Here is a 26,546-nt window from a genome sequence, read left to right on the forward strand (position 1 = left end):
CCGTCGGGCGGCGACTCCCACGGGGCCGACTGGCGTACGGGGCGGGCGCCCGCTCCCTCAGAGGTTCCGCTCCGCGTAGATCTCCATCGCGTCCCGGACGAGGACCGCGGTCCCCTCACCGTGCTTGTCGTAGTTCGCGGCGAACCGCGGGTCGTCGACGTACATCCGGCCGAGACCGATCACGTACTCCTTGGTCACCGCCGTCGTGTGCGTCAGCCAGGCGACCTGGCGGCGCGCGATCGCCTGCACCTCGTCGCTGTCGGCGGCCAGGCCGTCCCCGAGCGCACGCGCGAAGTCGCGGGCGATGCCGGACTGCTCGTCCATGAACGCCTTCTTCTGCCCGGCGTCCAGCGACCGCCACCAGCGGTCACCCCTCTCGTACGCGTCGCGGCCCCAGCGCTCGGTGACCTCCCCCTCGTACGCCGTGTGGTCGAAACCGTCGAACACTTCGTCGGCCATGAGTTCTTCTCCGTTCTCCGTCTTGTGGAGAGTGGTCCGCACCGACGCGATCTGGCGTCCGATGCGCTCCCGCTCCTGCTCCAGGAGGGCGAGATGGGTGCGAAGGGCGGCGGACGTGTCCCGCTGCCCTGCGAGGACCTCGGCGATGGCGGGCAGCGAGAGCCCGAGCTCGCGCAGCAGCAGGATCCGCTGCAGACGCACGAGCGCCGCCTGGTCGTAGTACCGGTAACCGTTCGCGCCGATCCGGCTCGGTTCCAGCAGTCCGCGCTCTCCGTAGTGCCGGAGGGTGCGGCTGGTGGTACCGGCCTTCTTGGCGACCTCTTGGATCGACCACTCCATACCGAGAACGCTAGATCTTGACGTCGCGTCAAGGTCAAGCGAACGCGGCCGCCGGGTGCCGCGGACACGACGAAGGCCCGGATCCGATGGATATCGGATCCGGGCCTTCGTTGCTACTGAGTAGCGGGGACAGGATTTGAACCTGCGACCTCTGGGTTATGAGCCCAGCGAGCTACCGAGCTGCTCCACCCCGCGTCGGTAAACACGACTGTACGCCATGACCGGGGCGATCACGAAATCGGTTTACGTCGGCAACCGATCGGCAGGCGGTCAGCGGCGGGGCCGGGGGCGGATCGCCGCCGGTGAGCGACGGAGTCAGGGGTGGATGGGGCGCCGGTCAGGGGCGGGGCCGGGGGCGGATCGGCGCCGGTCAGCGGCGGTGGGCACGCGGTCAGCAGCCGCAGTCGTCCGAGTCGATCGGCGCCGTCAGCGGGTCCGCGGCCTTCTCAGCGGGCCCTTCCCAGGTCTCGTACGCAAAGCCCTCCCGCACCCAGTACTCGAAGCCGCCGAGCATCTCCTTCACCTGGAAGCCCAGCTCGGCGAGGGCCAGCGCGGCGCGCGTAGCGCCGTTGCAACCGGGACCCCAGCAGTACGTGACGACCGGCACGGACCGGTCGAGCAGCTGCTCGGCCTGTTCGGCGATGAGCGCGGTCGGCAGGTGGAGCGCGCCGGGGACGTGCCCCTGGTCCCAGGAGGCGGTCGAACGCGAGTCGATCACCACGAAGCCCGGGTCGGTCCCCTCGGCGGCGGCCGTGGCGAGCGCGGAGGCCACGTCGGAGACGTCGGCGTGGAAGGCGAGGCTCGCGGAGAAGTACGCGGCAGCGGCGGCGGGGGAGGCGGGCGGAGTGCGGAGCACCGGGTTGACCTGCGTCGTTGTCGTCGTCATGGTGATCAATCTACGGACGGAGATCACCCCGCTGAAGTGAGGATCCACGGCGGTCGGGGGCGCCGACCGGGGAATCCCGGGCGTTGAGCAGGAGGGGGCGGGGATCTCACGCCTCGGGACGGTACGACCGGACCGTCGTCGCCCTGGCCGTGTCACATCGACGAGGTTCCGTTCGTCATGACGTCATGACGAGGTGATGGCATGACGAGGTGACGGCGTGATGATGGGACGGCGTGACGGGACGTGAACGGGGAGGGCGACGAATGGACCACGACGACGAGGAACTTCTGGCCCGGCGCTTCGAGGCCGACCGGGGGCATCTGCGAGCGGTGGCGTACCGGATGCTGGGCTCGCTGGGCGAGGCCGAGGACGCCGTCCAGGAGACCTGGATCAAGCTGAACCGCAGCGACGTCAGCGGCGTGACGAACCTCAGCGGCTGGCTGACCACGGTCGTCGGCCGCGTCTGCCTCGACATGCTGCGCGCCCGTGGCTCGCGCCGCGAGGACCCACTGGAGTACTACGTCCCCGACCCGGTCGTACGGCTCCCCGACACCGCCGACCCCGAACACGCGGCCGAGGTCACCGAATCCGTCGGCCTCGCGCTGCTCGTCGTCCTGGAGAGCCTGTCGCCGGCGGAACGGCTCGCGTTCGTCCTGCACGACATGTTCGCCGTGTCCTTCGACGAGATCGCCCGGATCGTCGACCGCACCCCGGCCGCCACCCGCCAGCTCGCCAGCCGCGCCCGCCGCCGGGTGCGGGACACTCCCCGACCGCCGGGCCCGACGCGCGGAGGCAGCGGGAGATCGCCGACGCCTTCCTCGCCGCCTCGCAGGGCGGCGACTTCGAGGGACTGCTCGCGGTCCTGGACCCGGACGTGGTGCTGCGCGCCGACGGTGGCAAGGCCCTCGCGGCCGTCTCCAAGATCGTCCGGGGCGCCGAGGCCGTCGTCGCCCAGGCCCTCGCGTACGCCAAGTTCCGTACGGGGGCACTGCCGCTCCTGGCCAACGGCGCGCCCGCGGTCCTGTCGGTCGCGAACGGACGCCCGGCGGCGCTCATGGTGTTCACGATCGCCGGGGACCGGATCGTCGAGCTGCACATCCTGGCGGACCCGGAGCGCCTCGCCGCGCTCGACCTCTCGGAGGAGGACCTCGCCCGAGCGAGGTACTGACGCCCCGGGCCGGGCGGAGCCTCAGGCGGGCGGCCTGCCCCGGGGGGCGGACGGGCCGGACGGAGCCTCAGGCGGGCAATCTGTCCCCCCGGGGGGCGGCTGCGGGCCTGGGGCCGTCGGACATCCTCAGGCGGTCTGCCCCCGGCCGGACGCGGGCACGGGGCCGTCGGAGGGAGCCTCAGGCGCTCGGTCCCCGGCCGGCGGATCCGCGGGCGGCGGACCAGGAAGCTCCGGCCGCCAGGGCGAGACCGGCGCTGGCGATGCCGAGGACGGCACCGGCGGCGACATCGCCGGGGTAGTGGACGCCGGTGTGGACCCGGGAGTAGCCCACGGCCATCGCGAGGACCTGGAGCGGCACCGCGGCCGGGGGCAGCATCACTCCGGCGGCGGTGGCGAAGGCGACCGCCGACGCGGTGTGCCCGGAGGGGAACGAGGCCGAGTCCGGCATCGGCACATGGCGGCCGGCGACCACCCGGGCCGCCTCGCGGTCCGGCCTGTCCCGGCGCACCAGACGCTTGCCGAGGAGGTTCGCCGCCGCCGAGGCCACGGCGACGGCCCCGACCCCGGCGAGAGCCGCGCGGCGCGGCCGGCCGGGGACCAGGGCGAGGGCCGCCGCCACGGTGAACGAGATCTTGGAGTGGTCGGCCGTGTGGGAGAGCCTGCGCAGTCCCGCGTCGAGCGCGGGGCTGGGGGTGGCGGCCACGGCGGCGTACACGGCGCCGTCGATCGCGCGGAGGTCCCGGAGTACGGCCTGGAAGGGGGTCTGGGGGGTCGTCCCGGTCATGCGCCGCTCCTCGGGTAGGGGTGGGAAGGATGGTGGAAGGCGAGTTCGATGACGCGCCGCCAGTTCATGGGGGGCACGGGGTCGCTGGCTCCCGGCCGGTTGCGGGGCACGAGGACCCGCAGGGCACCGGGTCGGAGGGTACAGACGACCGGGGTGGACAGGATCAGCGCCTCGCCGTCGACGGCGACGGCGATGGACTCGGGGTCGACGGCGCCGGCGGCGGGAAATCCGGGGTCACTGCGGGACTCACCGGCCGGGCTGACCCCACTGTCCCCATCAGCCTCACCGGGCCCAGCAGACCCACGGGAGCCACCGGACGTACCGGACCCTCCAGGCCCACTGGACCCGCTAGCCCCATTGGTCCCATTGGCATCACCAGCCCCGCCAACCCCACCGACCGCCTTCCCCGTCACCTCGACGCGCGCCGCCGTCAGAACGTTCAGGCCGGTCGACTGGGTTCCCCGTACGGCCAGTTCGGCCGCCTGGGCCGCCCCGTCGACCCGGACGCCGATCACCCCGAGCCGACCCCCGTCGAGCCGCGGTCTGCGAGCCGTGGCGGCTCCGAACGGATCGGGCGCCGCGTACGGGTTGTTGCTGACGAGGATCGCCTGCTGCGCGGGCAGCCGTACGTCGTCGGCGATGGCGTCGAGGCGGTCGCCCTCGCCGCCCTGGAGCAGATCGGGCAGGACGTCGAGCGCGGTGCCCGCCTTCGCGTCGCGGTACTCGGGGTGCTGGACGACGTCCGCGTACACGCCGAAGGAGACCGTGTTCACGAAGGGGCGCCCGGAGACGGAGCCCAGGTCGACCCGGAGTTCCTCGCCGTCGACGAGGGCGTCCAGGCAGGTGGCCGGGTCGGCGCGGTCGAGGCCCAGGTCGAGGGCGAAGTGGTTGCGGGTACCGGCCGAGATGACGAGGAAGGGCAGGTCGTGCTCGGCGGCCACGGCGGCGACGAGTGCCTGCGTACCGTCGCCGCCGGCCACTCCGAGCAGGTCGGCGCCGTCGGCCACGGCCGCCTGGGCGAGCGCCGTGACGTCGGACTCGACAGCCGGGTCGAGGAGGATGACCCGGGCGCCCAGCTTCTCGGCACGCTCGACGAGGCCGAAGCGGGCGACCTTCCCGCCACCGGACCGAGGATTCATGATCAGCACGGCCCGCCGGGGCCGGGGCCGCCGCTCACCGCGCGCCAGATCGGTCCGCTCGCCCCTGCCGCCCCCGTTCAGGTCGCGGAGACGGCGGAGGGCGGCGCGCGCGCAGAACAGGGCCATGGCCCACAGCCCGAGGGCGAGGAGCGCGGTCAGCCAGAGGCCGCCGATGATGTACAGGCTGAGGACCGCGAGGGGCGCGCCGACGGCGAGCAGCCCCCCGAGGAGCCGGAGGGGCCCGCGGTGGGCGAGGAACCACCAGATCCCCACGGCCGAACAGGCGATCCCGACGAGCCCGCTGAACAGGATCAGCAGCCCCCCGGTGCCGAGTCCGGTCAGCAGGAGCACGACCGTCGCCGCTGCGGCGGCCAGCGCCCACCGGGCGAGCAGCCGGGCCTGCCCGATCGGATCACGGGATCCGTTCTCCGTCACCGTCCCCACCTCCACGCTCGGCGCCCACGTTCCGGACGCGCCACGGTGCCGCACCTCGCGTCCGGGTCTGACGTCACGTCACAGTACGACCCGTCCGCCGGTGCGTGCCCCCGCACCCGCCCGGGAACGACGGAGCGCCCCGACCAGCCGAAACCGGTCGGGGCGCTCCCCAGCAGGTCAGAGGGCTTTCCCTCCCCTGCCACACGTAGGCCGTGTGGGACTCGAACCCACAACCAACGGATTAAAAGTCCGCTGCTCTGCCAATTGAGCTAACGGCCCGTGGACAAGCACACCCGTGCAGCATAGCCCGAGAGATCCACCGAACCGATCGGGTATCCGACACGGGCCGGGCCGCGCGCCGCACCGCGGGCCGTCGTGGCCCGCGGTGCGCCGCGTGGAGCGGGGGCTCCGCCGTGAGGATCAGAACAGCGCCTTGAACATGTTCCAGCCGCCGCCGATCAGCATGCGGGAGCTGTACGTGCCGCGGCACGTGCCCTGGTAGCCGTAGAGCGTGCCCGAGGTCTCGCGCGCCACCAGGTCCGGGCAGCCGTCGCCCGAGATGTCGCCCGTTCCGACCAGGGACGAGTAGATGTTCCAGCCGGGGCCGAGCTTCACCCGGGCCGTCACGCCGCCGGTCGCCGTGCCGTAGTACCGCCACAGCACACCGGACGCGTCCACGCCGAGGAGGTCGCCGCGGCCGTCGCCGTTCAGGTCGCCGGCGCCGGTGATCTTCTTGTACAGCTTCCAGTTGGTGCCGATCCGGACGCGGGACTTCATCCGGTGATCGGCCGTGCCGGCGTAGAAGTACATGTCACCGGTCGACGCCTGGCGCACGATCAGGTCGGTGAACCCGTCGCCGTTCGCGTCACCGGGGGACGTCAGCATGTCGTACTGGCTCCAGCCCGAGCCGATCGGCGTGTACGGCGACGAGGCCGACACCACCCTTCCGCACCCGGGCCGGTACGCCCGCAGCTGGTCGCCCACCCGGGCCAGGACGTCCGCGCAGCCGTCGCCGTTCACGTCACCGAAGGGCACCAGGGCGGACGTGGTCGCGAACTTCGCGCCCGTGCCCGCGTACCGCCCCGAAAGACCGCCGTACCCGTCGCCCCGGTACATCGACACCAGGCCCGCCGTGTCCATCGCCAGCAGGTCGCCCTGCGTGTCGTTCCCGGCCATGTCCCGCCAGGCCGGCTTGCCGCCGGTGACCGTGACCGTGCCGGTCAGGCTGAGGTCCCGGCCCTGCCCGTCCGCCGAGTTCGCCTGCAGGTGCCAGCTGTACGTGCCGTTCGCCACCGGCTTCCCGGCCGCCGTCCTGCCGTCCCACGAGACGTCGATACGGCCCCGGGTCTCGTCGGCCCCGAAACCGCGGAGGGGATTGCCCGTGTGCCGGTCGCGGACCGTCAGGCGCCAGATCGACACGGGCTTGGACAGCGCCCAGGACGCCTTCCAGCCGTCCTGCATCCGCATCGACGCCGGCACGCTCGCCGAGGCCGCGGTCAGGTCGGACGTGGTTACGCCGGGCCACACCACATGGACGCGGTGCTCGGCGTCCTTGTAGGCGACGGCGCCGCCGAAGCGGTCGACGGTCCATGTCTCGCGGCGGGCGCCGTACACCGGCCGCGTGTCGACGAGGGGCCGTGCCGCCTTCGCCGTACCGCCGGAGAAGTCGGTGATGCGGAGGTACGAGCTGTACTGGTCCACGTAGTAGCCGTCGCCGAGGAGCCCTCCGTCCCCGTACGAACGCGGCAGCGCGATCCTGGCGCCGCTCCTCAGATCGACGACGCCCTGCTGGGAGAACTGCCCACAGGCCCAGTACAGCCAGCGACCGCCGGCCGTCTGGAGTTCCGTCAGCGGACAGCCGGAGCCGGTCGCGACCTTGCCGAGGTCCTTGCCGGTGGCCAGGTCCTTGCGGGCGACCTCGCCGACCGTCGCCGTACCCGTGAAGAGCGTGTCGCCCCACAGGGCGGCGGCGGTCTGCGACTGCCGCGACACGACCGTCGACGCGTCGAGGTTGACGACGACCGTCTCGCCGCCGGAGACGAGCGTCCCGGGGAACGTGGGCGTCCCGCTCTGGAAGACCGCCCAGCGGCCGAAGGCGTCACCGATCCGGCCGTCCTGGTCGACGGCGACCCGCGTCGTCCGGCCCGTGCCGGCGCGGGAGACGACCGCTCGCGTGGTGTACGGGATCCGGGGGAGGGAGACCGTACGGCCGTCGCCGCTGTCGAAGAGCGGCGTCCTCCTCGACTCGGCGTTCGTCTCGACGCCCTGCCACGCCGCCGCGCCCTGCCCGGTGTGCACCGGGCCGACCGGAAGCGTCCTGCCGTAGAACCCGGGCCCCTTCGGCCCGTCGTGCTCCAGGGTGGTGAGTCGGCCGGCGCCCAGGGCGAGCCCGTCGATCTTCGCCGGGAGCGGTTCGAGCCGACGCACCTTCTCCAGAAGGGGCGCGCCGCCGCCCTTGCCCGGGACGACCTTGAGGAGGGACCAGTCGGTGGCGGAGGTCCCGCCGACCACGGCGACGCCGGAGCCGTCGCCGATCTGGTTGATCTCCCCCTCGGCCCGCTCAAGGAGCGGGTGCGGCGCCCCCGTCGGAGAGAACGCGACGAGACGACGGTGCAGCGCCGCATCCGTACCCCCGGCCTCTCCGACGGCGATGACCCACTCGCCGACGAGCCCGATGCGGCCGGCCGCGAACCCCTCGGGCAGCGGGTAGGCCGTCCCGGGGGTGTCCAGGGCGGACAGTCGCCGGATGTGGACCGTACGGGCGCTGTCGACCCAGGCGATCCGCTCCGACGTCACCGCGACCGGCCCGACGAGCACGTCGGCCGACGGGGTGGGCGAGGCGATCACCCGCATCGCGCCGGTCCGCAGGTCGACGACGCCGAGGTCGGTGTACGCGTACGAGGCCGCGCTCTTGAAGCGGAGCACCGCCGTGGCGCCGTCGCCGGCCACGAGCCGCGCCGTGTGGAGGTCGGCGCCCTCGGGCCAGCCGGTGACGGGGATCGGCGTCCCGTCCGGGTCGTCGGCTCGCCGGAGGAGGTACCCGGTGGTCGTGCCGTACGACGAGCCGGGCTCGTACTGCTGGAAGAGCAGCGTCTCGCCGAGGATCCCGCGGTAGCCGGTGTCCTCGGGGATGGTCAGCGGCTTTTCCTCACCGGTCTCCACGTCACGGAGGTAGTGGGTGCCGATGCCGCGCTGGAGGTAGACGTACCGCCCGCCGGTCCCCCGCTCACCGAAGGCCTCGTTACCGCTGCCGTACCCCAGCGGCACCGTCGCCCCGCTCGCGAAGTCGGTCCACAGCGGCTCCTCGCCGCTGTGCTCGTCGGAGTCCTCCGTGCGGTGGGCGTAGCCCGTGGGCCCCACCGCGAGGACGGTCTCCTGCCGCGGCACGGTCCGCCAGTTCGGCGTGACGTCCAGCTGGTCGATGCCGGCGACCGGCGAGGCATGGGCCACGGTGACGGGTGAGAGGCCGACCGCCGTGGCGACGAGCGCGGTGGCGAGGACGGCGATACGCGCGCGGGGATACCGCGCGCGGGTGAAACGAGACAAAGAGGTCCCTCCCCGAGGCAACCTGAGGTGCGGGATGCGGGGAGAGACCTGCGCCGGGCCCCCTGGCCGGCACCTCTCACCCACGTCGACCGACTGAGCGTATCCGGTCGAACGGCGGTACGAGACGGAGAAGGGGAGGCCGGAACGGGACAGGGCCCGTACGTCACCGAAGTGTCGTACGGGCCCTGCTCGGTGCTTCAGGCCTGATCAGCCGTTGCGCTTCCAGCGCGGCTTGTCGTCGCGGCGGCCGAAGGACGAGCCGCCGGTCGAGCCGGTGCCGCGGGAGTCGCCGCCACGGTGGTCGTCGCGACGGGCGAACGGACGGTCGCCGCCCGAGCGGAAGCCGCCGGCGGGGCGGTCGTCGCGACGGTCACGGTTGAACGGACGGTCGCTGCCGCGGTGGCCGCCGGCCGGACGGTCGTTGTCACGGCGCTCGAAGGAACGGCCCGCGCCACGGTCGTCACGGTTGAAGCCACCGGTCGGACGGTCGTTGTCGCGACGCTCGAAGGAACGGCCCGCGCCACGGTCGTCACGGTTGAAGCCGCCCGACGGACGCTCGTCGCGGTTGAAGCCGCCCGACGGACGGTCGTCACGGCGGAAGCCACCGGTCGGACGGTCGTTGTCACGGCGGAAGCCGCCCGAGGGACGGTCGCCACCGCGGAAGCCACCACGGTCGCCACCGCGGTCGTCACGGTTGAAGCCACCGGACGGACGGTCGTTGTCACGACGCTCGAAGGAACGGCCCGCGCCACGGTCGTCACGGTTGAAGCCGCCCGACGGACGGTCGTCACGACGGAAGCCACCGGACGGACGGTCTCCGCCACGGAAGCCACCGGACGGACGGTCGTTGTCGCGACGGAAGCCGCCACGGTCGCCACCCCGGTCGCCGCCACGGAAGCCACCGCGGTCGCCGCCGCGGTCGCCTCGGTCGTCGCGGTTGAAGCCGCCACGGTCACGACGCTCGTAGTTGCCCCGGTCGTCGCGGGCCGGGCGCTCCTCGCGGCGCTGCTCCTCCGCACGCGCGGCACGCTCGGCCTCCACGGCGGCGGCCGCGACCTCGGCCTCGGCGGCCTCGGTCACCTCGGCGACGGCCGCCTCCGGGTCCTCGCCACGCTCACGGGCGGCGCGGGCCACCAGACGGTCGGCCTCCTCGCGGAGCTCGACGGCGCGGCCCTTGAGGCGCTCCAGCTGCTTGGTCAGGTCGACGACCTCGCGCTCGGCCTGCTTGGCGGCGTTGTTCGCCGAGTCGGCCTGGACCTCGGTCAGCGAACGGGCGCCGGTGATCTCGGCGACCTCCGGGTCGAACGCGCCGGCGCCGCCGACGATGTGGCGCGAGGCGTCGACGCCCGCGTCCTCCATCAGACGGAAGATCTGGCGACGCTGGTGCGGCAGGGCCAGGGAGACCACGACACCGGAGCGGCCGGCACGGGCGGTGCGGCCCGAGCGGTGCAGGTAGTCCTTGTGGTCACCGGCCGGGTCCACGTTGAGGACCAGGTCGATGCCGTCGACGTGGATGCCTCGGGCGGCGACGTCGGTCGCGACGAGCGCGTTGACGTAGCCCTTCTTGAAGTCCTCGAGGACGCGGGTACGGGCGCCCTGCGTCATGCCGCCGTGCAGCGCGTCGGCCTTGACGCCGGTGTCCTGGAGCTGCTCGGCGATGCGGTCGGCGCCCAGCTGGGTGCGGACGAAGATGATCGTGCGGCCCTTGCGGGCGGCGATGGCGGCGGTGACCGGCGCCTTGTCCTTCGGCTTCACGACGAGGACGTGGTGCGTCATGGTCGTGACGTTGCCCTGCGCGCTGTCGACCTCGTGCGTGACGGGGTCGGTGAGGTAGCGCTTGACCAGGGTGCCGATCTCGTTCTCCATGGTGGCGGAGAAGAGCATGCGCTGACCGCCGCCGGGGATCTGGTCGAACAGCTCGGTGACCTCGGGCAGGAAGCCCAGGTCGGCCATCTGGTCGGCCTCGTCGAGGACGGCGATCTTGACGTTCTCGAGGGAGCAGGCGCCGCGGTTGATGATGTCGCGCAGTCGGCCCGGGGTGGCGACGAGGACGTCGACACCGCGCTCCAGAGCGTAGATCTGGTTGCTCATGGAGGTACCGCCGCAGACGACCTTCATCTTGAGGCCGAGCACGTCGCCGTACGGCTGGAGGGCGTCCGCGACCTGCATCGCGAGCTCACGGGTCGGCGTGAGGATGATGCCGCGGGGCTTCTTCTTGTCGGTGTGACCACCGGACAGGGTGGCGAGCAGCGGCAGACCGAAGGAGAGGGTCTTGCCGGAGCCGGTACGGCCACGGCCCAGGATGTCCTTGCCGGCCAGGGCGTCCGGGATGGTCGCGGCCTGGATCGGGAAGGGGGTGCTGACGCCGTTCTGCGCGAGCTTGCGAACGACGCCCTCCGGCAGACCGAGGTCGCCGAAGGTGACGGTGGGCTCGGCCGGCTCTTCGACGGAGTCGTCGAAGTCGGCGTCGGTGTCGGTGTCGATCGCGTCGAGGGTGTCGACCGTGTCGACGAGGTCGTCGGCCTCGAACTGGACGATCTCGGTGACCTCTACGGCCTCGACGATCTCGTCGTTCTCGAGCATGACGGCGTGGTCAGAACTGAAAATGGACATGCGAAATGCGAAACCTTCCGGAGTCTCGGCACGCGCCCGTCAACTCCGTGAATTCGCAAATCGACCGCCTCAATGCGGTCAGCCACGGCTAGGGAGAGTACGCGCCACACGGCGCTCTTCTGTGTCGGCGCCGGGCAATGGGATCAAACGATCTACTACCATACGCACCCTCCCCCGCCTATGGCAAACCGGACTGCGTCACACCGGTCCGACCTGCGGAGATGCCGTCGGCTCGGGGGACATCTCCGGCCCTTCCGCCGCCCGCATCGCACCCAGCTGGGGCTCGGGCCCGGGGGTCGGCGGATCGGTGGGGTTCGAGGTCGGTTCCGGCGTCGGCTCGGGGGTCGGCACGGTCGGTTCCGGCGTCGGCTCGGGGCTCGGTTCGGTCGGCTCGGGCGTGGGCGTGGCCCCGCCGCCCGGTGCGCCGGAGCCACCGGCGCTGCCACCACCGCCGCCGTTCCCGCCGTCGCCGCCGTTGTTCCCGCCGCCGCTGCCGCCGTTCCCGTTCCCCCCCGAGGCGCCGCCCGCGCCGCCGCCCGGACCGTCGTGGCCACCGCCGGTCGGCTGCGGTTTCGACGGGCCGCCGCGGCCGTCCGGGCCCTCCACGGGCAGGACCGCGCCCGGGGAGGGCTTCGCGGTGCCCGAGGGCGAGCCGCTCGGCACCGGGGACGACGTACCCGCGCCGGCCGCGTCCGGTCCGCCCGCGGCCGGACGGCCGTCCCAGGAGCCGCCGTCGCCGCCGGGGGCTCCGGCGTCACCGCCACCGGACTCGGTCGCCACGCCCCGCTTCTGGCCGGACGCGCCGGGCGTCGGCTTCGCGTCGTCGCTCACACTCATACAGCCGCTCAGACCGGCACAGGCCGCGACGGCCAGCGCGGTGGCGGCCCATCTCGCCGGGGTGGGCAAATGGCGCACGGGGGCACCTCCAGGGACACAACAGGCAGGAACGGAACGCGTCACCCTGCCCAACTCCCGGGGCGTCACAAGGGACACGGTCCCCACCCGGGCGCTCGGCCCGGGCCGCGACCCGTGACGCGCGGCCGCCCGCCCCCCGGGGCCGTGCCGGCTCAGCCGTAGCCCAGTGCGTGGAGCCGTTCGTCGTCGATGCCGAAGTGGTGGGCGATCTCGTGCACCACGGTGATCTCCGTCTCCGCGACCACGTCCTCGCGCGACTCGCACATCCGCAGCGTCGGCCCCCGGTAGATCGTGATGCGGTCCGGCAGCACACCGGCGTACCACTCACCGCGCTCGGTCAGCGGCGTCCCCTCGTAGAGCCCGAGCAGCTCGGGGTCGTCGGGGGCGGGCTCGTCCTCCACGAACACGGCCACGTTGTCCATCAGCCGCGTCAACTCCGGCGGGATCCGGTCCAGGGCCTCGGCGACAAGCTCCTCGAACTCCTCACGCGTCATCTCCAGCACGCGCCCATTCTCCCCCGGGGGGAAACCGTTTTGGCGATAGCGGCCGGGATCCCATATGCTTCTCACGTCCCCGACGCGCTGAGAAGCACGAAGGTGGGTCTCCAGCCCTCATCGTCTAGTGGCCCAGGACGCCGCCCTTTCAAGGCGGTAGCACGGGTTCGAATCCCGTTGGGGGTACGCATTACCGTGTGCGAGACTAGTGCTCGCACATAGCAAGGTCCTGTGGAGCAGTTGGTTAGCTCGCCACCCTGTCAAGGTGGAGGTCGCGGGTTCAAGTCCCGTCAGGATCGCTGAAGCTGGAAACGGCTTCGTGGCTGGGTAGCTCAGTTGGTACGAGCGATCGCCTGAAAAGCGATAGGTCGCCGGTTCGACCCCGGCCCCAGCCACAAACAGAAGGCCCCGTTCGAAAGAACGGGGCCTTCGTCGTGCGTCCGGAGAGAAGGCGGGTCCACGGGGGAGGGGCCCGCGCCCCTCCCCCGTATCGTCACACCTCCTCGCCCTCCCCCGTACGGCTCCCCCGCCTGCCCCGCACCGTGAGTACCAGCGCCACCGCGGCCACCACCGCGACCAGCAGCGCCCAGTCCGGGACCGCACGGCCCAGTGAGGCCACCCGCTGCTCCACCGCGAACGAGTCGTCCACCGACAGCAGGCCGGGCAGCGCGGTCGTCCCGTCGAAGACCAGGAACAGCGCCCCGAGGGCGACGAAGAACAGGCCCGAGAGCAATGAGGTCGAATGGAGGGTGAGCCGCCCGAGCCGGACCGGGCGGCCGCGGAGCCAGGACCGCCGGCCCAGGTCGTACCGCTCCCACAGCAGCGCCAGGACGAACAGCGGGACCGCCATGCCGAGCGCGTACACGGCGAGGAGCAGGCTGCCGTACGCCGGACTGCCGCTCAGCGCCGCCACCGTCAGGACGCTGCCCAGGATCGGACCCGCGCAGAAGCCCGCGAGTCCGTAGACCAGGCCGAGGGCGTAGACGGACAGCGCCGACGTGGGGCGGATCCGGCCGCTCGCCTCGGCGATCCGGCGGGAGGCGAAGCCGAGGCCGAGGATCTGCAGGACGCCGAGACCGATGATCAGCCAGCCGCCGGCGGTGACGAGGAGGTCCCGGTGGCCGTAGAAGAGGCGGCCGGCGTAGGAGCCGGCCGCGCCGAGCGGGACGAGGGTCGTCGCCAGGCCCGCGTAGAGGATGCCGGTCCTCGCCGTCAGCTTCGCGCGCGTGTCGATCGAATACGCGAAGAAGGCGGGCAGGAGCAGGGCGCTGCACGGGCTGAGGAGGGCGAGCAGCCCGCCCAGGAAGGCGGCGAAGTAGCCGATGCCCGAGGTCACGGCCTGCCCTTCGCGGCGGCGCTCCTGGCCGCCGCCTCGATCGTCTCCGTGAAGGTCTCCAGGGGCTGGGCACCGGCGATCGGCCGGCCGTTGACGAGGAAGGAGGGAGTGGAGGTGGCGCCGAGGGCGTACCCCTGCTCCTGGTCCTCGCGGACGGCCGCGCGGGCCGCGGGCCCGTCGGTGTCCTTCGCGAACCTGGCGGCGTCGGGGACGCCCGCCTCCTCGGCGAGGGCGGCGAGCCGGTCCTTCCCGAAGCCCTTCTCCTTGGCGCCCTCCGCGTAGGCGGCCTTGTGGAACTGCCAGAAGCGGCCCTGCTGCCCGGCCGCCCAGGAGGCGCGGGCGACCGCCTCCGACTCCTCGCCGAAGATCGGGAAGTTCCGCCACTCGATGCGCAGGGTGCCGTCGGCGACGTACTTGTCGATGAGGACCGGTTCGGTGTCGCGGGCGAACTTCCCGCAGTAGCCGCACTTGAAGTCGGCGTACTCGATGAGGACGACGGGTGCGTCGGCCCGGCCGATCGCGAGCCTGTCGGAGGCGTCGCGGCGGGCGTAGGCCTCCAGTTCGGGGTAGACGCCGGCGGACGGGTCGACGGACACCTCGGCGACGGCCGAGGAGCCGGAGGCGCCGGGTGACGACGGCTTGGTGGCGGTGAACGAGACGAAACCGAGCAGCGCGGCGGCGACGGCGACGCCGGAGACGATGACGACCGGCTTGGACTTGGGCATGCGGACGTGCTCCTGGAAGGGCGGGACGGAGAAGAGGGACGGAGGGCGGCCGTCCCTCTACACCCTCAGGACCGACAGCTCCACGGGAGACGGCGGTACGCGCGCGGGTGGCTCCCGCCCCGGTGACGCCGCCCTCCCGTCCGGGTCCGGCCGGGCCCCGCACGGCGTCCGGTCGGCGGCGAGCGCGGGCAACAGCTCCGCGACGCCGTGCGCACGCGGCGGTACGGCGGGACCCGCGGCCCCTGCGTCGGCGGGGTGACCGGGATCGCAGCCGGGAACGGCGGCGCCCACCAGGAGCGGGCCCCGCGCGGGCGCGGCCTCGGCCGCCGCTCCGCACACCAGGAGACCGAGCACCAGTCCCGCGAGCGCGGCGAACGCCGCGAGCGCGCGGGTGGTGCGGAACATGCGAGACCTCTCCGGTCCGGACGACGTGTCCGAAATAGTACGCACTCCGCGTGTCCGGCCCCGCGGAAGCCGTCCCGGGGCCCGGCCGTCACCGGCTTTGGAGCGGCCACTCGTAAATCGGTTCGCCGCTTCTCGGCCGCAGGTGCGATCCTGGATCCCGTATGTCTACTTCCTTCGCCGCCCTCCAGTCCGTCCTGGCCGAGGTCTCGCTGCGGGACTCCCACCGGCTCGGCCGCCGTCTCGAAGGCGCCCGCCGCATCCGCAAGCCCGAGGCCCGCGCGGCCGTCCTGGACGAGATCGCCGTCGAGGCGGCCAAGGCCAAGGAGCGGGTCGACGGGCGCGCCGCCCGCGTGCCCGCGGTCACGTATCCCGAACAGCTGCCCGTCTCGCAGAAGAAGGACGAGATCCTGGAGGCGATACGCGACCACCAGGTCGTGATCGTCGCCGGTGAGACGGGCTCCGGCAAGACCACCCAGATCCCGAAGATCTGCCTGGAGCTCGGCCGCGGCGTCCGGGGCATGATCGGGCACACCCAGCCCCGCCGGATCGCGGCCCGTACGGTCGCCGAGCGGGTGGCCGAGGAGCTGCGGACCCCGCTGGGCGAGGCCGTCGGCTGGAAGGTCCGCTTCACCGACCAGGTGAACCCCGACGCGACCTTCGTGAAGCTGATGACGGACGGCATCCTGCTCGCCGAGATCCAGACGGACCGCGAGCTGCGCGCGTACGACACGATCATCATCGACGAGGCCCACGAGCGGTCTCTCAACATCGACTTCCTGCTCGGCTATCTGGCCCAGCTGCTGCCGAAGCGCCCCGACCTGAAGGTCGTGATCACCTCCGCGACGATCGACCCGGAGCGTTTCTCCCGGCACTTCGGGGACGCCCCGATCGTCGAGGTGAGCGGACGTACGTACCCCGTCGAGGTCCGGTACCGGCCCCTGCTCGAAGAGGCTGCTTCTGATGAGGACGGGGGCTCGGAGTCCGACCGCGACCAGATCACCGCGATCTGCGAGGCCGTCGACGAGCTCCAGGCGGAGGGCCCCGGCGACGTCCTCGTCTTTCTCTCCGGGGAGCGCGAGATCCGCGACACCGCCGACGCGCTCCTCAAGCGCAACCTCCGCGGCACCGAGGTCCTCCCCCTCTACGCCCGGCTGAGCCACGCCGAGCAGCACCGGGTCTTCCAGGCGCACTCCGGCCGCCGGATCGTCCTCGCCACGAACGTCGCGGAGACCTCCCTGACCGTCCCCGGCATCAAGTACGTGATCGATCCGGGCACCGCCCGCATCTCGCGCTACTCGCACCGGACCAAGGTGCAGCGACTGCCGATCGAGCCCGTCAGCCAGGCCAGCGCCAACCAGCGCAAGGGCCGGTGCGGCCGTACGTCCGACGGCATCTGCATCCGGCTGTACTCGGAGGACGACTTCCTCTCGCGGCCGGAGTTCACGGACGCCGAGATCCTCCGGACGAACCTGGCGTCCGTCATCCTCCAGATGACCGCGGCCGGCCTCGGCGAGATCGAGAAGTTCCCCTTCATCGACCCGCCGGACCACCGGAACATCCGGGACGGCGTGCAGCTCCTCCAGGAGCTCGGCGCCATCGACCCGGACGAGAAGGATCCGAAGAAGCGCCTCACCCCGCAGGGCCGGAGGCTGTCCCAGCTGCCCGTCGACCCCCGGCTCGCCCGGATGGTCCTGGAGGCCGAGAAGAACGGCTGTGCCCGCGAGGTCATGGTGATCGCGGCCGCGCTCTCCATCCAGGACCCGCGCGAGCGGCCGGCGGAGAAGCAGACGCAGGCCGACCAGCAGCACGCCCGGTTCAAGGACGAGACCAGCGACTTCCTCGCGTACCTGAACCTCTGGCGGTACGTCCGCGAGCAGCAGAAGGAGCGCGGTTCCAGCTCCTTCCGGCGGATGTGCAAGCAGGAGTACCTGAACTTCCTGCGGATCCGCGAGTGGCAGGACATCTACGCGCAGCTGCGGACCGTGGCCAAGCAGATGGGCATCCACCTCAACGAGGAGGACGCGCCGGAGCAGTCCGTGCACGTGTCCCTCCTCGCGGGTCTCCTCAGCCACATCGGCATGAAGGACGTCAAGGACGGCGCGAAGAACGACTACCTGGGCGCCCGCAGCGCCAAGTTCGCGATCTTCCCCGGTTCGGCGCTCTTCAAGAAGCCCCCGCGTTTCGTCATGTCCGCCGAGCTGGTGGAGACCTCGCGGCTGTGGGCCCGGGTCAACGCGCGCGTGGAGCCCGAGTGGATCGAGCCGCTCGCCCAGCACCTGGTGAAGAAGACGTACAGCGAGCCGCACTGGGAGAAGGACCAGGCGGCCGTGATGGCCTTCGAGAAGGTGACGCTGTACGGCGTGCCGATCGTCGCCGACCGCAAGGTGAACTACGGGCGGATCGACCCGGAGGTCTCCCGCGACCTGTTCATCAGGAACGCGCTGGTCGAGGGCGACTGGCGGACCCACCACAAGTTCTTCGCGGACAACCGCAAGCTCCTCACCGAGGTCGAGGAGCTGGAGCACCGGGCCCGCCGCCGGGACATCCTCGTCGACGACGAGACCCTGTTCGACTTCTACGACAGGCGCGTCCCCGAACACGTCGTGTCGGGCGCCCACTTCGACTCCTGGTGGAAGCACAAGCGCCACGAGGAGCCGGAGTTCCTCGACTTCGAGCGCGAGATGCTCATCAACGAGAAGGCGGGGGCGGTCACCAAGGACGACTACCCGGACTCGTGGCGGCAGGGGCCGCTGAAGTTCCGGGTGACGTACCAGTTCGAGCCGGGTGCCGACGCCGACGGCGTGACCGTCCACGTCCCGCTCCAGGTGCTCAACCAGGTCACGGACGACGGCTTCGAGTGGCAGATCCCGGGGCTGCGCGCGGAGGTCGTCACGGAGCTGATCCGCTCCCTGCCGAAGCCGATCCGCCGGCACTACGTCCCCGCGCCGAACTACGCGTCCCGCTTCCTGGACGCGGTCGTGCCCGTGCAGGAGCCGCTGACGGGGGCGCTCGCCCGGGAACTCCAGCGGATGGTCGGCGTGCCGCTCACCGCCGAGGACTTCGACTGGGCGAAGGTCCCCGAGCACCTCAAGGTGACGTTCCGGATCGTCGACGAGCGGCGCCGCAAGCTCGCCGAGGACAAGGACCTGGAGACCCTGCGGCTGCAGCTGCGCCCCAAGGCCCGTAAGGCCCTCTCGCAGGCCGCCGCGGCGGCCACGGGCGGCCCGGACGGCTCGGGGTCCTCCTTGGAGCGCACGGGGCTCACGGACTGGACGATCGGCAGCCTCACCAAGGTCTTCGAGACCAAGCGGGGCGGCCAGCCGGTGAAGGCGTACCCGGCGCTCGTGGACGAGGGCGCGACCGTCGCCGTACGGCTCTTCGACACGGAGGCCGAGCAGGAGCGGGCGATGTGGCGGGGCACCCGGAAGCTGATCATGCTGAACATCCCGGTGAACCCGGCGAAGTTCGCCTCGGACAAGCTGACCAACCAGCAGAAGCTGGCCCTGTCCTCGAATCCGCACGGCTCGGTCCAGGCCCTCTTCGACGACTGCGCCATGGCCGCCGCCGACCGGCTGATCGCGGACCACGGCGGGCCGGCGTGGGACGAGGAGTCCTTCCGGAAGCTGTACGACAAGGTCCGCGCGGACCTCGTCGACACGACCGTACGGACGGTGGGCCAGGTGCAGCAGATCCTGGCGGCCTGGCAGGCCTGCGAGCGCCGGCTGAAGTCGACGAACAGCCTGGCGCTGATCACCAACCTGGCCGACGTGCGCGCGCAGCTCGCCTGGCTGATGCCGGCCGGCTTCGTCACCCGCACGGGGCTCAAGCGGCTCCCGGACCTGATGCGCTATCTGGTGGCGGTGGACCGGCGGCTCCAGCAGATGCCGAGCGGGGTGCAGCGGGACACCACGCGGATGGAGAAGGTCCAGGAGATGCAGGACGAGTACGCCTGGCTCCTCGAACAGCTCCCGAAGGGCCGCCCGGTGCCGTCCGAGGTCACCGACATCCGCTGGATGATCGAGGAGCTGCGGGTGAGCTACTTCGCGCACGCGCTGGGCACGGCGTATCCCGTGTCGGACAAGCGGATCGTGAAGGCGATCGACGCGGCGGCTCCCTGACGGGCCTTCTCGAACGGGGCCTGGCGGGCCCGGCCGCCGGTGAGTTCGACCCGACCGCTGACCTGCTGTACAGTCTTCCTCGCAGCCACTTAACGGGGCTGCGAGCAAGGTCCTGTGGAGCAGTTGGTTAGCTCGCCACCCTGTCAAGGTGGAGGTCGCGGGTTCAAGTCCCGTCAGGATCGCTTCCACGAAAGGCCCGCATCGCGAGATGCGGGCCTTTCGTTGTGTTCCCGTGTCTTGACGGGGCCACGCGTCCGCCGGTACCCCGGACACCAGGGAAACGGGGGCCCACACCGGAGGTGGTCGCGCATGGCCGCGGCGTCCGCAGCACGGCATGACACACGAGCACTGCTGCGCGCCCATCTGGCGGCCGCGTCGCGCTACGGGCACCTCACGCGCCATTGCGTGGTCTGCCATCGCCTCCTGCGGCTCGCCCTGGAGTTCCCGGAGCCCGAGGAGTTCCAGGGGCCCGACGAACCCGCTGCGTCCGCTGCGTCCGCGGAGGACGAAAGTCCCACCGACCCATGACCAACGGCGGCTTGGGAGCGTTCCAGGAAGTGGCAGGCTGTTCCTTGGCAAGGCTTCACCGGTGTGACGGGAGTCACTGAGGCGGTTTCAGAAACCGCTTCACTTACACCCTCCCTACACCGGGCCAATTTAATATGTGCAATTGCACCACCAGCCGACGAGTGGCGCCGGACACAAAAGAAGATCGCGCCAGACCCGGCGGAGTCCAGCGCGATCGTTGACGAAGGCCTGTTGGGGCAGGAATCCGTCGGCAGAGCTAGGGGTGGGCGACCGGATTGGGGGATCCGGACAGACCCGGTGTTACGGGGTACTGCGGGGTGTCAGCGCGACCTCAGGCCTCGCTGCGCTGCTGCGGAATACCCGCCAGCAGCGCGCGAACCTCAGCCTCGCGGTAGCGGCGGTGTCCACCCAGCGTGCGGATGGACGTGAGCTTCCCGGCCTTCGCCCAACGGGTCACCGTCTTCGGGTCCACGCGGAACATCGTGGCAACCTCGGCAGGGGTCAGCAGCGGCTCGGCATCAGGGGTGCGAGCGGTCATGAGCGGCCTCCTCGGGAGAACCGAACCTTCTCGGTTCTTTCCTCTAAATTCTGCACCTTGACCCGCGTTGCCCGAAATGGCAAAAGCGGGCCGAGTCGGTTATAGGACGAACGGCTTGTCCTCGGCACTACAACTACACCATCCGTCCAGCCACGTCGGCCAAACCGATGGAATTGCCCTCGCAGGTGTTCATCAGCGGCGGAAGTCGATGGACCATGCCATAACGGACAGTCACGCGCCTGTGACGATCAGTCACAGAGCGATCAGGAGTCCCCAGACCCCCCATAGAGTGCAATGTCGAGCGATCCGCCCATAGATGGACGGAAGGAACCCTCCCCGGACTCCTTGTCCTATTTTGGCACGAGGGTGGGCGATGGGCGCAAGGGTGCGTTACGTGCTGTCCGTCACGCTTGAGCCAAAGGCCCGGATCGGGACCTATGGCCCCGCCCGACGGGTGCCGAAAGACCCGTCCACCCCAGCGCCGAGATTCGGGCAGGCGGGATCCGGACACCCATGAAGATCATTTACACCGGCCGGACATGTCTTGTCGATACCGACCTGACGAAGATGCCCGACTGATGTCAATTCGCGAAGCGCAGGTCCCTGACCGCACGCCAGCGCTCCGCCAGCCGCCCGTACGTGTCGCCCGCCGCCTCGCCGTCACCGGCCCGCAGCGCCGCGATCCCCTCCGCCATCTGCGCCACCGAACGGTCCTCGGCCAGCCACTCCTCCGTGACCGCGTGCACGAGCCCGCCGAAGTCCAGCTCCACGAGCGCCCGCGGATGGAACTCCTCGAGCCAGCGCCCCACCTCGACGAGCCCCTCCGTCATCGGACCCTCGTCGATCGACTCCCGCAGCGCCCGTAGCGCCCTCGCGAGCCGCCGGCGCGCCTGCGCCATCGTCGTCCGGTAGCGCAGCACCGGCGCCCGGCCCGCCGCCTCCGCGCTCCCGGCCTCCCCCGGCTCGTAATGGCGGTCCTCGTCCCCGAAGAGCGCGAACCAGCGCAGCGGCACCTGCCAGACCGCCGTACGGATCCACGGCCGCGCGTCCGGGTTGGCGATCAGCCACCGCTCGTAGTCGCTCGCCACCTGGACGCGCACCACGGGCGGCAGCATCGCGTCCAGCACGGGCTCGGGGAACTGCTCCGGCAGGTCCTGGAGCGCCAGCCACGCCCGCAGCCGGGTCCGCCACGGGCAGATCACCACCACCCCGTCCACATGGGCGACGAAGGCGTCCCCGCTCTCGTGGACCGGCACCGGGACAGGGGGCGTCGACAGCAGGTCCGCCAGCGAACGCCGCAGCTCCTCCTGGGCCCCCGGAGTCCGCGGCCGGCGCGCGTACCGGGCCCAGTGGGTCCGCTCCGGCTCGGGGAACGCGGTCAGCGGCTCGTACACCCGCAGATAGGACGCGTAGGGGATGGGGACCGAGGAGGCGACCGACATGTCGCGAATCCTTCCACGGAGGTACTCCAGGAGGGGGTGATCCTGAGCACTGCGCCCGATCTACGCGCAGGTAGGACTTACCCTCGTGCCGAACTGGTCCTCCCCCACCCGCAGGGGGGCCCGAAACCGCCGCTTCGTACTTGGGAGTCACCACCGTGACCGATGTGACCGGCGTTCCTGCTGACGTACTGCGCACTCTGTTCCACTCGGAGCAGGGTGGCCACGAGCAAGTCGTGCTCTGCCAGGACCGCGCCACCGGCCTCAAGGCCGTCATCGCCCTTCACTCCACCGCCCTGGGCCCGGCCCTGGGCGGCACCCGCTTCTACCCGTACGCCACGGAGGCCGAGGCGATCGCCGACGCGCTCAACCTGGCCCGCGGGATGTCGTACAAGAACGCCATGGCCGGTCTCGACCACGGCGGCGGCAAGGCCGTCATCATCGGCGACCCGGAGAAGATCAAGACCGAGGAGCTCCTCCTCGCCTACGGGCGCTTCGTCGCCTCCCTCGGCGGCCGGTACGTCACGGCCTGCGACGTCGGCACCTACGTCGCCGACATGGACGTCGTCGCCCGCGAGAACCAGTGGACCACCGGGCGCTCCCCCGAGAACGGCGGCGCCGGCGACTCCTCCGTCCTCACCGCCTTCGGCGTCTTCCAGGGCATGCGCGCCTCCGCGCAGACCCTGTGGGGCGACCCCGCCCTGCGCGGCCGCAAGGTCGGCGTCGCGGGCGTCGGCAAGGTCGGCCACTACCTCGTCGAGCACCTCCTCAAGGACGGCGCCGAGGTCGTGATCACCGATGTGCGCGAGGAGTCGGTGCGCCGGATCACCGAGAAGTACCCGCAGGTCACCGTGGTCGCCGACACCGACGCGCTGATCCGCGTCGAGGGCCTCGACATCTACGCGCCCTGCGCGCTCGGCGGCGCCCTGAGCGAGGAGACCGTGCCGTTCCTCACCGCGAGCATCGTCTGCGGTGCGGCCAACAACCAGCTCGCCCACCCGGGCATCGAGAAGGACCTCGTGGAGCGCGGCATCCTCTACGCGCCCGACTACGTGGTCAACGCCGGCGGCGTGATCCAGGTCGCCGACGAGCTGCACGGCTTCGACTTCGACCGCTGCAAGGCGAAGGCCACGAAGATCTTCGACACCACCCTCGAAATCTTCGCACGTGCGAAGGCGGACGGGATTCCGCCGGCTGCGGCGTCCGACCGGATCGCCGAGCAGCGGATGGCGGACGCGCGGCGCCGCTGAGCCGTACGAGGGGGCGGGCCCGCCGGAGGGGGGAGCGCGGGGGATCCGTGGGCGCCCCTCCGGCGCCCACGGGGAGACTTCGCTCACGACCCTCGGCGGGTCGGCCCCCCAGAAGAGGTTAAAATCGCGGTTGACCAGCGAGGAAAGAGCACCTCGATGGTTCTGTACCGGGGTATGTGATGCGCGCGGCGTACCGTAGACCCGCGGAAACAGGTACCGTTGAAGCTCTACGGACCGGTCTCTCTGTCGAGAGTCCGTTCCGACTCATGAACGCGTGTCAAGACTCTGGGGCCACCGAGCCCCGTCACCGAGGGGGTCGAGCCATGGGGCGCGGCCGGGCAAAGGCCAAGCAGACCAAGGTCGCCCGCCAGCTGAAGTACAGCAGCGGCGGGACGGACCTGACGCGTCTGGCCAATGAGCTGGGCGCTTCGACTTCGAGTCAGCCGCCTAACGGCGAGCCGTTCGAGGACGACGACGAGGAAGACGACCCGTACGCCCAGTACGCGGATCTCTACAACACGGACGACGAGGACGAGGACGACGAGTCCGGTCCCGCGTCGTCCCCCCGTCGCGCTTGACCTTCTGAATCGCATCACCTTCTGAAGCGCACCTCAGAAACCCGGTCCGGGATCTCCCGGCCGGGTTTCTGTGCTGTCCGCGCGCGGACCGCGCCGACGGCGGAGACGAGGACGGGGCGCCCCTCAGGAGCGCCCCGTCCTCGTACTGTCCGCGTCGCCGGTCCTACCGGGCGTAGTCCCCGACCAGCTCCGCGCCGGTCGTGTGCGCCCCGCGCTCGGTGATCTCGCCCGCGACCCAGGCCTCGACGCCCCGGTCCTCGAGCGTCGTCAGGGCCGCGTCCACGGAGTCGCCCGGCACGACGGCCATCATGCCGACGCCCATGTTCAGGGTCTTCTCCAGCTCCAGGCGCTCCACCTGACCGGCCTTGCCGACCAGGTCGAAGATCGCGCCCGGCGCCCAGGTCGAACGGTCGACCGTGGCGTGCAGACCGTCCGGGACGACCCGGGCCAGGTTGGCCGCGAGACCGCCGCCCGTGATGTGGCTGAACGCGTGGACGTCCGTGGTCCGGGTGAGGGCCAGGCAGTCGAGCGAGTAGATCCTCGTGGGCTCCAGGAGCTCCTCGCCCAGGGTCCGGCCGAGCTCCTCGACCTGCTGGTCGAGAGTCATTCCGGCGCGGTCGAAGACCACATGCCGGACGAGCGAGTACCCGTTCGAGTGAAGACCCGAGGACGCCATCGCGATGACCGCGTCCCCGGTACGGATACGGTCGGCGCCGAGCAGCCGGTCGTGCTCCACGACACCCGTGCCCGCGCCGGCGACGTCGAAGTCGTCCGGGCCGAGGAGGCCCGGGTGCTCCGCCGTCTCGCCGCCGATCAGGGCGCAGCCGGCCAGGACACAGCCCTCGGCGATGCCCTTGACGATGGCGGCGACCCGCTCCGGGTGGACCTTGCCGACACAGATGTAGTCGGTCATGAAGAGCGGCTCGGCGCCGCAGACGACGATGTCGTCCATGACCATCGCGACCAGGTCGTGGCCGATCGTGTCGTACACGCCCATCTGGCGGGCGATGTCGACCTTCGTACCGACGCCGTCGGTGGCGGAGGCGAGGAGCGGACGCTCGTAGCGCTTGAGGGCGGAGGCGTCGAAGAGGCCGGCGAAGCCGCCGAGGCCGCCGAGGACCTCGGGGCGCTGCGTCTTCTTCACCCACTCCTTCATGAGTTCGACGGCGCGGTCGCCCGCTTCGATGTCGACGCCCGCGCTCGCGTAGCTGGCACCGGTGGTCTGAGACATGGGTTCAGAGCTTTCGTGTCGTCGTACTGCTCGCCGTACTGCGGGTCGCAGCGGGTTCTTACGGGCGACGGAGGGCGTCGGCGGCCGCGGTGGCGGCCGGTCCCGCTGCCAGCTCTGTCTCCAGGAGCTGCTTGCCGAGCAGCTCCGGGTCGGGGAGCTCCATCGGGTACTCGCCGTCGAAGCAGGCACGGCAGAGGTTCGGCTTCTGGATGGTCGTCGCCTCGATCATCCCGTCGATGGAGATGTACGAGAGCGAGTCCGCGCCCAGCGACTTGCCGATCTCCTCGATCGACATGCCGTTGGCGATCAGCTCCGCGCGGGTGGCGAAGTCGATGCCGAAGAAGCAGGGCCACTTCACCGGCGGCGAGGAGATCCGGATGTGGATCTCGGCCGCGCCGGCCTCGCGGAGCATCTTGACGAGGGCGCGCTGGGTGTTGCCGCGGACGATCGAGTCGTCGACGACCACGAGGCGCTTGCCCTTGATGACGTCCTTGAGGGGGTTCAGCTTCAGCCGGATGCCGAGCTGGCGGATGGTCTGGGACGGCTGGATGAAGGTGCGCCCGACGTAGGCGTTCTTCACCAGGCCCGCGCCGAAGGGGATGCCCGAGGCCTCGGCGTAACCGATGGCGGCCGGGGTGCCGGACTCCGGTGTCGCTATGACCAGGTCGGCCTCGGCGGGCGCCTCCTTCGCAAGGCGGCGGCCCATCTCCACACGGGAGAGGTACACGTTCCGGCCGGCGATGTCGGTGTCCGGGCGGGCCAGGTACACGTACTCGAAGACACAGCCCTTGGGCTTCGCTTCCGCGAATCGCGAGGTACGGATGCCGTTCTCGTCGATCGCGATCAGCTCGCCCGGCTCGACCTCGCGGACGTAGCTGGCGCCGCAGATGTCGAGGGCGGCGGACTCCGACGCGACGACCCAGCCCCGCTCCAGACGGCCGAGGACCAGCGGGCGGATGCCCTGCGGGTCACGGGCCGCGTAGAGCGTGTGCTCGTCCATGAAGACGAGGGAGAAGGCGCCCCGGACGTCGGGGAGGATCTTCGCGGCGGCCTGCTCGATGGTGAGCGGCTCACCGTCCTCGTCGACCTGGGCCGCGAGGAGCGCGGTGAGCAGGTCGGTGTCGTTGGTCGCGGCCACGCGGGTCGCGCGGCCTTCCTTCTTGGGCAGGTCGGCGACCATTTCGGCGAGCTGCGCCGTGTTCACCAGGTTGCCGTTGTGGCCGAGCGCGATGGAGCCGCGGGCGGTTGCCCGGAACGTCGGCTGCGCGTTCTCCCACACGGACGCCCCGGTGGTCGAGTAGCGGGCGTGACCGACCGCGATATGACCTTGGAGGGAACCGAGAGAGGTCTCGTCGAAGACCTGGGACACGAGGCCCATGTCCTTGAAGACGAGGATCTGGGAGCCGTTGCTGACCGCGATTCCCGCGGATTCCTGGCCCCGATGCTGGAGGGCGTAGAGCCCGAAGTACGTGAGCTTTGCGACCTCTTCACCCGGAGCCCAGACACCGAAGACGCCACAAGCGTCCTGGGGGCCTTTTTCTCCGGGAAGCAAGTCGTGATTGAGTCGACCGTCACCACGTGGCACGTTTCCGAGTGTAGACGCGCTCGACCACTGGTCCG

General features: G+C 71.3%; 19 protein-coding genes, 6 tRNA genes and 1 pseudogene. 9 read left to right on the plus strand and 17 right to left on the minus strand.

The genetic code is table 11. The features are described from left to right. Window positions 1–57: 57 nt before the first annotated feature. The 3 genes from ABZ567_RS12530 to ABZ567_RS12540 all read right to left on the minus strand — a co-directional run bounded on the left by ABZ567_RS12530 (window position 58) and on the right by ABZ567_RS12540 (window position 1,684). Window positions 58–798 (minus strand): MerR family transcriptional regulator, encoded by a 741-nt coding sequence (locus ABZ567_RS12530; RefSeq protein WP_360787707.1) that lies wholly within the window; start codon window positions 796–798, stop codon window positions 58–60. A gap of 121 nt (window positions 799–919) precedes the next feature. Next, window positions 920–993 (minus strand) — tRNA-Met (locus tag ABZ567_RS12535). 196 nt (window positions 994–1,189) lie between these two features. Continuing rightward, entirely contained in the window at window positions 1,190–1,684 is a 495-nt protein-coding gene (locus tag ABZ567_RS12540; RefSeq protein WP_360787710.1) for a rhodanese-like domain-containing protein, read from the minus strand. A gap of 263 nt (window positions 1,685–1,947) precedes the next feature. Between ABZ567_RS12540 and ABZ567_RS12545 the strand changes: the two are divergent. Then, window positions 1,948–2,852: pseudogene (locus tag ABZ567_RS12545) on the plus strand (sigma-70 family RNA polymerase sigma factor). A 178-nt stretch (window positions 2,853–3,030) separates the two neighbouring features. Here the strand turns inward: ABZ567_RS12545 and ABZ567_RS12550 are convergent. The 7 genes from ABZ567_RS12550 to ABZ567_RS12580 all read right to left on the minus strand — a co-directional run bounded on the left by ABZ567_RS12550 (window position 3,031) and on the right by ABZ567_RS12580 (window position 12,787). Further along, the gene (locus ABZ567_RS12550; RefSeq protein WP_360787713.1) at window positions 3,031–3,636 is read right to left on the minus strand and encodes a phosphatase PAP2 family protein; all 606 of its coding nucleotides are present in this window, start codon (window positions 3,634–3,636) and stop codon (window positions 3,031–3,033) included. Continuing rightward, window positions 3,633–5,210 (minus strand): acylglycerol kinase family protein, encoded by a 1,578-nt coding sequence (locus tag ABZ567_RS12555; protein WP_360787715.1) that lies wholly within the window; start codon window positions 5,208–5,210, stop codon window positions 3,633–3,635. The genes ABZ567_RS12550 and ABZ567_RS12555 overlap by 4 nt, the downstream gene beginning before the upstream one ends. Window positions 5,211–5,416: 206 nt before the next feature. Then, a tRNA-Lys gene (locus tag ABZ567_RS12560) sits at window positions 5,417–5,489 on the minus strand. A gap of 141 nt (window positions 5,490–5,630) precedes the next feature. Next, window positions 5,631–8,756: an FG-GAP-like repeat-containing protein gene (locus ABZ567_RS12565; RefSeq protein ID WP_360787718.1), complete on the minus strand. Its 3,126-nt coding sequence runs from the start codon at window positions 8,754–8,756 to the stop codon at window positions 5,631–5,633. A gap of 207 nt (window positions 8,757–8,963) precedes the next feature. Next, complete coding sequence (locus tag ABZ567_RS12570) at window positions 8,964–11,369, minus strand: DEAD/DEAH box helicase (RefSeq protein WP_360787720.1); 2,406 nt, start codon at window positions 11,367–11,369, stop codon at window positions 8,964–8,966. A gap of 198 nt (window positions 11,370–11,567) precedes the next feature. Beyond that, the gene (locus ABZ567_RS12575; RefSeq protein WP_360787723.1) at window positions 11,568–12,284 is read right to left on the minus strand and encodes a hypothetical protein; all 717 of its coding nucleotides are present in this window, start codon (window positions 12,282–12,284) and stop codon (window positions 11,568–11,570) included. Between the two features lie 152 nt (window positions 12,285–12,436). After that, the gene (locus ABZ567_RS12580) at window positions 12,437–12,787 is read right to left on the minus strand and encodes a metallopeptidase family protein (RefSeq protein ID WP_033208941.1); all 351 of its coding nucleotides are present in this window, start codon (window positions 12,785–12,787) and stop codon (window positions 12,437–12,439) included. Window positions 12,788–12,891: 104 nt separating this feature from the next. Here ABZ567_RS12580 and ABZ567_RS12585 point away from each other — a divergent pair. The 3 genes from ABZ567_RS12585 to ABZ567_RS12595 all read left to right on the plus strand — a co-directional run bounded on the left by ABZ567_RS12585 (window position 12,892) and on the right by ABZ567_RS12595 (window position 13,173). After that, window positions 12,892–12,964, plus strand: a tRNA-Glu gene (locus tag ABZ567_RS12585). Window positions 12,965–13,003: 39 nt separating this feature from the next. Next, window positions 13,004–13,077: transfer RNA gene (locus ABZ567_RS12590), tRNA-Asp, on the plus strand. Between the two features lie 22 nt (window positions 13,078–13,099). Further along, window positions 13,100–13,173 (plus strand) — tRNA-Phe (locus ABZ567_RS12595). A gap of 98 nt (window positions 13,174–13,271) precedes the next feature. Here ABZ567_RS12595 and ABZ567_RS12600 read toward each other — a convergent pair. From ABZ567_RS12600 to ABZ567_RS12610, 3 genes are read right to left on the minus strand one after another with little or no spacing between them, the layout of a single operon-like run. Next, the gene (locus ABZ567_RS12600; RefSeq protein WP_360787727.1) at window positions 13,272–14,114 is read right to left on the minus strand and encodes a cytochrome c biogenesis CcdA family protein; all 843 of its coding nucleotides are present in this window, start codon (window positions 14,112–14,114) and stop codon (window positions 13,272–13,274) included. Then, window positions 14,111–14,839 carry a thioredoxin domain-containing protein gene (locus tag ABZ567_RS12605; RefSeq protein ID WP_360787730.1) on the minus strand — a complete coding sequence of 243 codons (729 nt, stop codon included), beginning with the start codon at window positions 14,837–14,839 and terminating at the stop codon, window positions 14,111–14,113. Before ABZ567_RS12605 ends, ABZ567_RS12600 begins: the two co-directional genes overlap by 4 nt. Before the next feature lie 57 nt (window positions 14,840–14,896). Further along, window positions 14,897–15,244 (minus strand): hypothetical protein, encoded by a 348-nt coding sequence (locus ABZ567_RS12610; RefSeq protein WP_360787733.1) that lies wholly within the window; start codon window positions 15,242–15,244, stop codon window positions 14,897–14,899. Window positions 15,245–15,405: 161 nt separating this feature from the next. Here ABZ567_RS12610 and hrpA point away from each other — a divergent pair, with 161 nt between their 5' ends. The 3 genes from hrpA to ABZ567_RS12625 all read left to right on the plus strand — a co-directional run bounded on the left by hrpA (window position 15,406) and on the right by ABZ567_RS12625 (window position 19,890). Next, entirely contained in the window at window positions 15,406–19,362 is a 3,957-nt protein-coding gene (gene hrpA / locus ABZ567_RS12615; RefSeq protein WP_360787736.1) for an ATP-dependent RNA helicase HrpA, read from the plus strand. 108 nt (window positions 19,363–19,470) lie between these two features. Beyond that, a tRNA-Asp gene (locus ABZ567_RS12620) sits at window positions 19,471–19,544 on the plus strand. 127 nt (window positions 19,545–19,671) lie between these two features. Beyond that, window positions 19,672–19,890 (plus strand): DUF6274 family protein, encoded by a 219-nt coding sequence (locus tag ABZ567_RS12625; protein ID WP_360787739.1) that lies wholly within the window; start codon window positions 19,672–19,674, stop codon window positions 19,888–19,890. Window positions 19,891–20,221: 331 nt separating this feature from the next. On the opposite strand, the gene bldC is transcribed toward ABZ567_RS12625, so the two are convergent. Both bldC and ABZ567_RS12635 read right to left on the minus strand, forming a co-directional pair. After that, the gene (gene bldC / locus ABZ567_RS12630; RefSeq protein WP_003949541.1) at window positions 20,222–20,428 is read right to left on the minus strand and encodes a developmental transcriptional regulator BldC; all 207 of its coding nucleotides are present in this window, start codon (window positions 20,426–20,428) and stop codon (window positions 20,222–20,224) included. 581 nt (window positions 20,429–21,009) lie between these two features. Beyond that, entirely contained in the window at window positions 21,010–21,870 is an 861-nt protein-coding gene (locus ABZ567_RS12635) for a hypothetical protein (protein ID WP_360787742.1), read from the minus strand. A 155-nt stretch (window positions 21,871–22,025) separates the two neighbouring features. On the opposite strand from ABZ567_RS12635, the gene ABZ567_RS12640 reads away from it, so the two are divergent. Together ABZ567_RS12640 and ABZ567_RS12645 are read left to right on the plus strand one after the other, a co-directional pair. Then, window positions 22,026–23,117: a Glu/Leu/Phe/Val dehydrogenase dimerization domain-containing protein gene (locus ABZ567_RS12640; RefSeq protein ID WP_360787745.1), complete on the plus strand. Its 1,092-nt coding sequence runs from the start codon at window positions 22,026–22,028 to the stop codon at window positions 23,115–23,117. 323 nt (window positions 23,118–23,440) lie between these two features. Continuing rightward, window positions 23,441–23,695, plus strand: a complete 255-nt coding sequence (locus tag ABZ567_RS12645) for a DUF3073 domain-containing protein (RefSeq protein WP_030221379.1) — start codon at window positions 23,441–23,443, stop codon at window positions 23,693–23,695. A gap of 163 nt (window positions 23,696–23,858) precedes the next feature. On the opposite strand, the gene purM is transcribed toward ABZ567_RS12645, so the two are convergent. Next, on the minus strand, window positions 23,859–24,926 hold the full coding sequence (purM, locus tag ABZ567_RS12650; RefSeq protein ID WP_360787748.1) for a phosphoribosylformylglycinamidine cyclo-ligase: 1,068 nt from the start codon (window positions 24,924–24,926) through the stop codon (window positions 23,859–23,861). A gap of 58 nt (window positions 24,927–24,984) precedes the next feature. Continuing rightward, window positions 24,985–26,511: an amidophosphoribosyltransferase gene (gene purF, locus ABZ567_RS12655; RefSeq protein ID WP_360787751.1), complete on the minus strand. Its 1,527-nt coding sequence runs from the start codon at window positions 26,509–26,511 to the stop codon at window positions 24,985–24,987. Window positions 26,512–26,546: the final 35 nt, after the last annotated feature.

Origin of the sequence: Streptomyces sp. NPDC016459 (genome assembly GCF_040632845.1) — a bacterium.
Lineage (GTDB): Bacteria > Actinomycetota > Actinomycetes > Streptomycetales > Streptomycetaceae > Streptomyces.

Coding starts and splice junctions, on each gene's coding strand:
- ABZ567_RS12530 (WP_360787707.1), bottom strand. CDS start 798: ATGGAGTGGTCGATCCAAGAGGTCGCCAAGAAGGCCGGTACCACCAGC.
- ABZ567_RS12540 (WP_360787710.1), bottom strand. CDS start 1,684: ATGACGACGACAACGACGCAGGTCAACCCGGTGCTCCGCACTCCGCCC.
- ABZ567_RS12550 (WP_360787713.1), bottom strand. CDS start 3,636: ATGACCGGGACGACCCCCCAGACCCCCTTCCAGGCCGTACTCCGGGAC.
- ABZ567_RS12570 (WP_360787720.1), bottom strand. CDS start 11,369: ATGTCCATTTTCAGTTCTGACCACGCCGTCATGCTCGAGAACGACGAG.
- ABZ567_RS12605 (WP_360787730.1), bottom strand. CDS start 14,839: ATGCCCAAGTCCAAGCCGGTCGTCATCGTCTCCGGCGTCGCCGTCGCC.
- ABZ567_RS12610 (WP_360787733.1), bottom strand. CDS start 15,244: ATGTTCCGCACCACCCGCGCGCTCGCGGCGTTCGCCGCGCTCGCGGGA.
- hrpA (WP_360787736.1), top strand. CDS start 15,406: ATGTCTACTTCCTTCGCCGCCCTCCAGTCCGTCCTGGCCGAGGTCTCG.
- ABZ567_RS12625 (WP_360787739.1), top strand. CDS start 19,672: ATGGCCGCGGCGTCCGCAGCACGGCATGACACACGAGCACTGCTGCGC.
- bldC (WP_003949541.1), bottom strand. CDS start 20,428: ATGACCGCTCGCACCCCTGATGCCGAGCCGCTGCTGACCCCTGCCGAG.
- ABZ567_RS12635 (WP_360787742.1), bottom strand. CDS start 21,870: ATGTCGGTCGCCTCCTCGGTCCCCATCCCCTACGCGTCCTATCTGCGG.
- ABZ567_RS12645 (WP_030221379.1), top strand. CDS start 23,441: ATGGGGCGCGGCCGGGCAAAGGCCAAGCAGACCAAGGTCGCCCGCCAG.
- purM (WP_360787748.1), bottom strand. CDS start 24,926: ATGTCTCAGACCACCGGTGCCAGCTACGCGAGCGCGGGCGTCGACATC.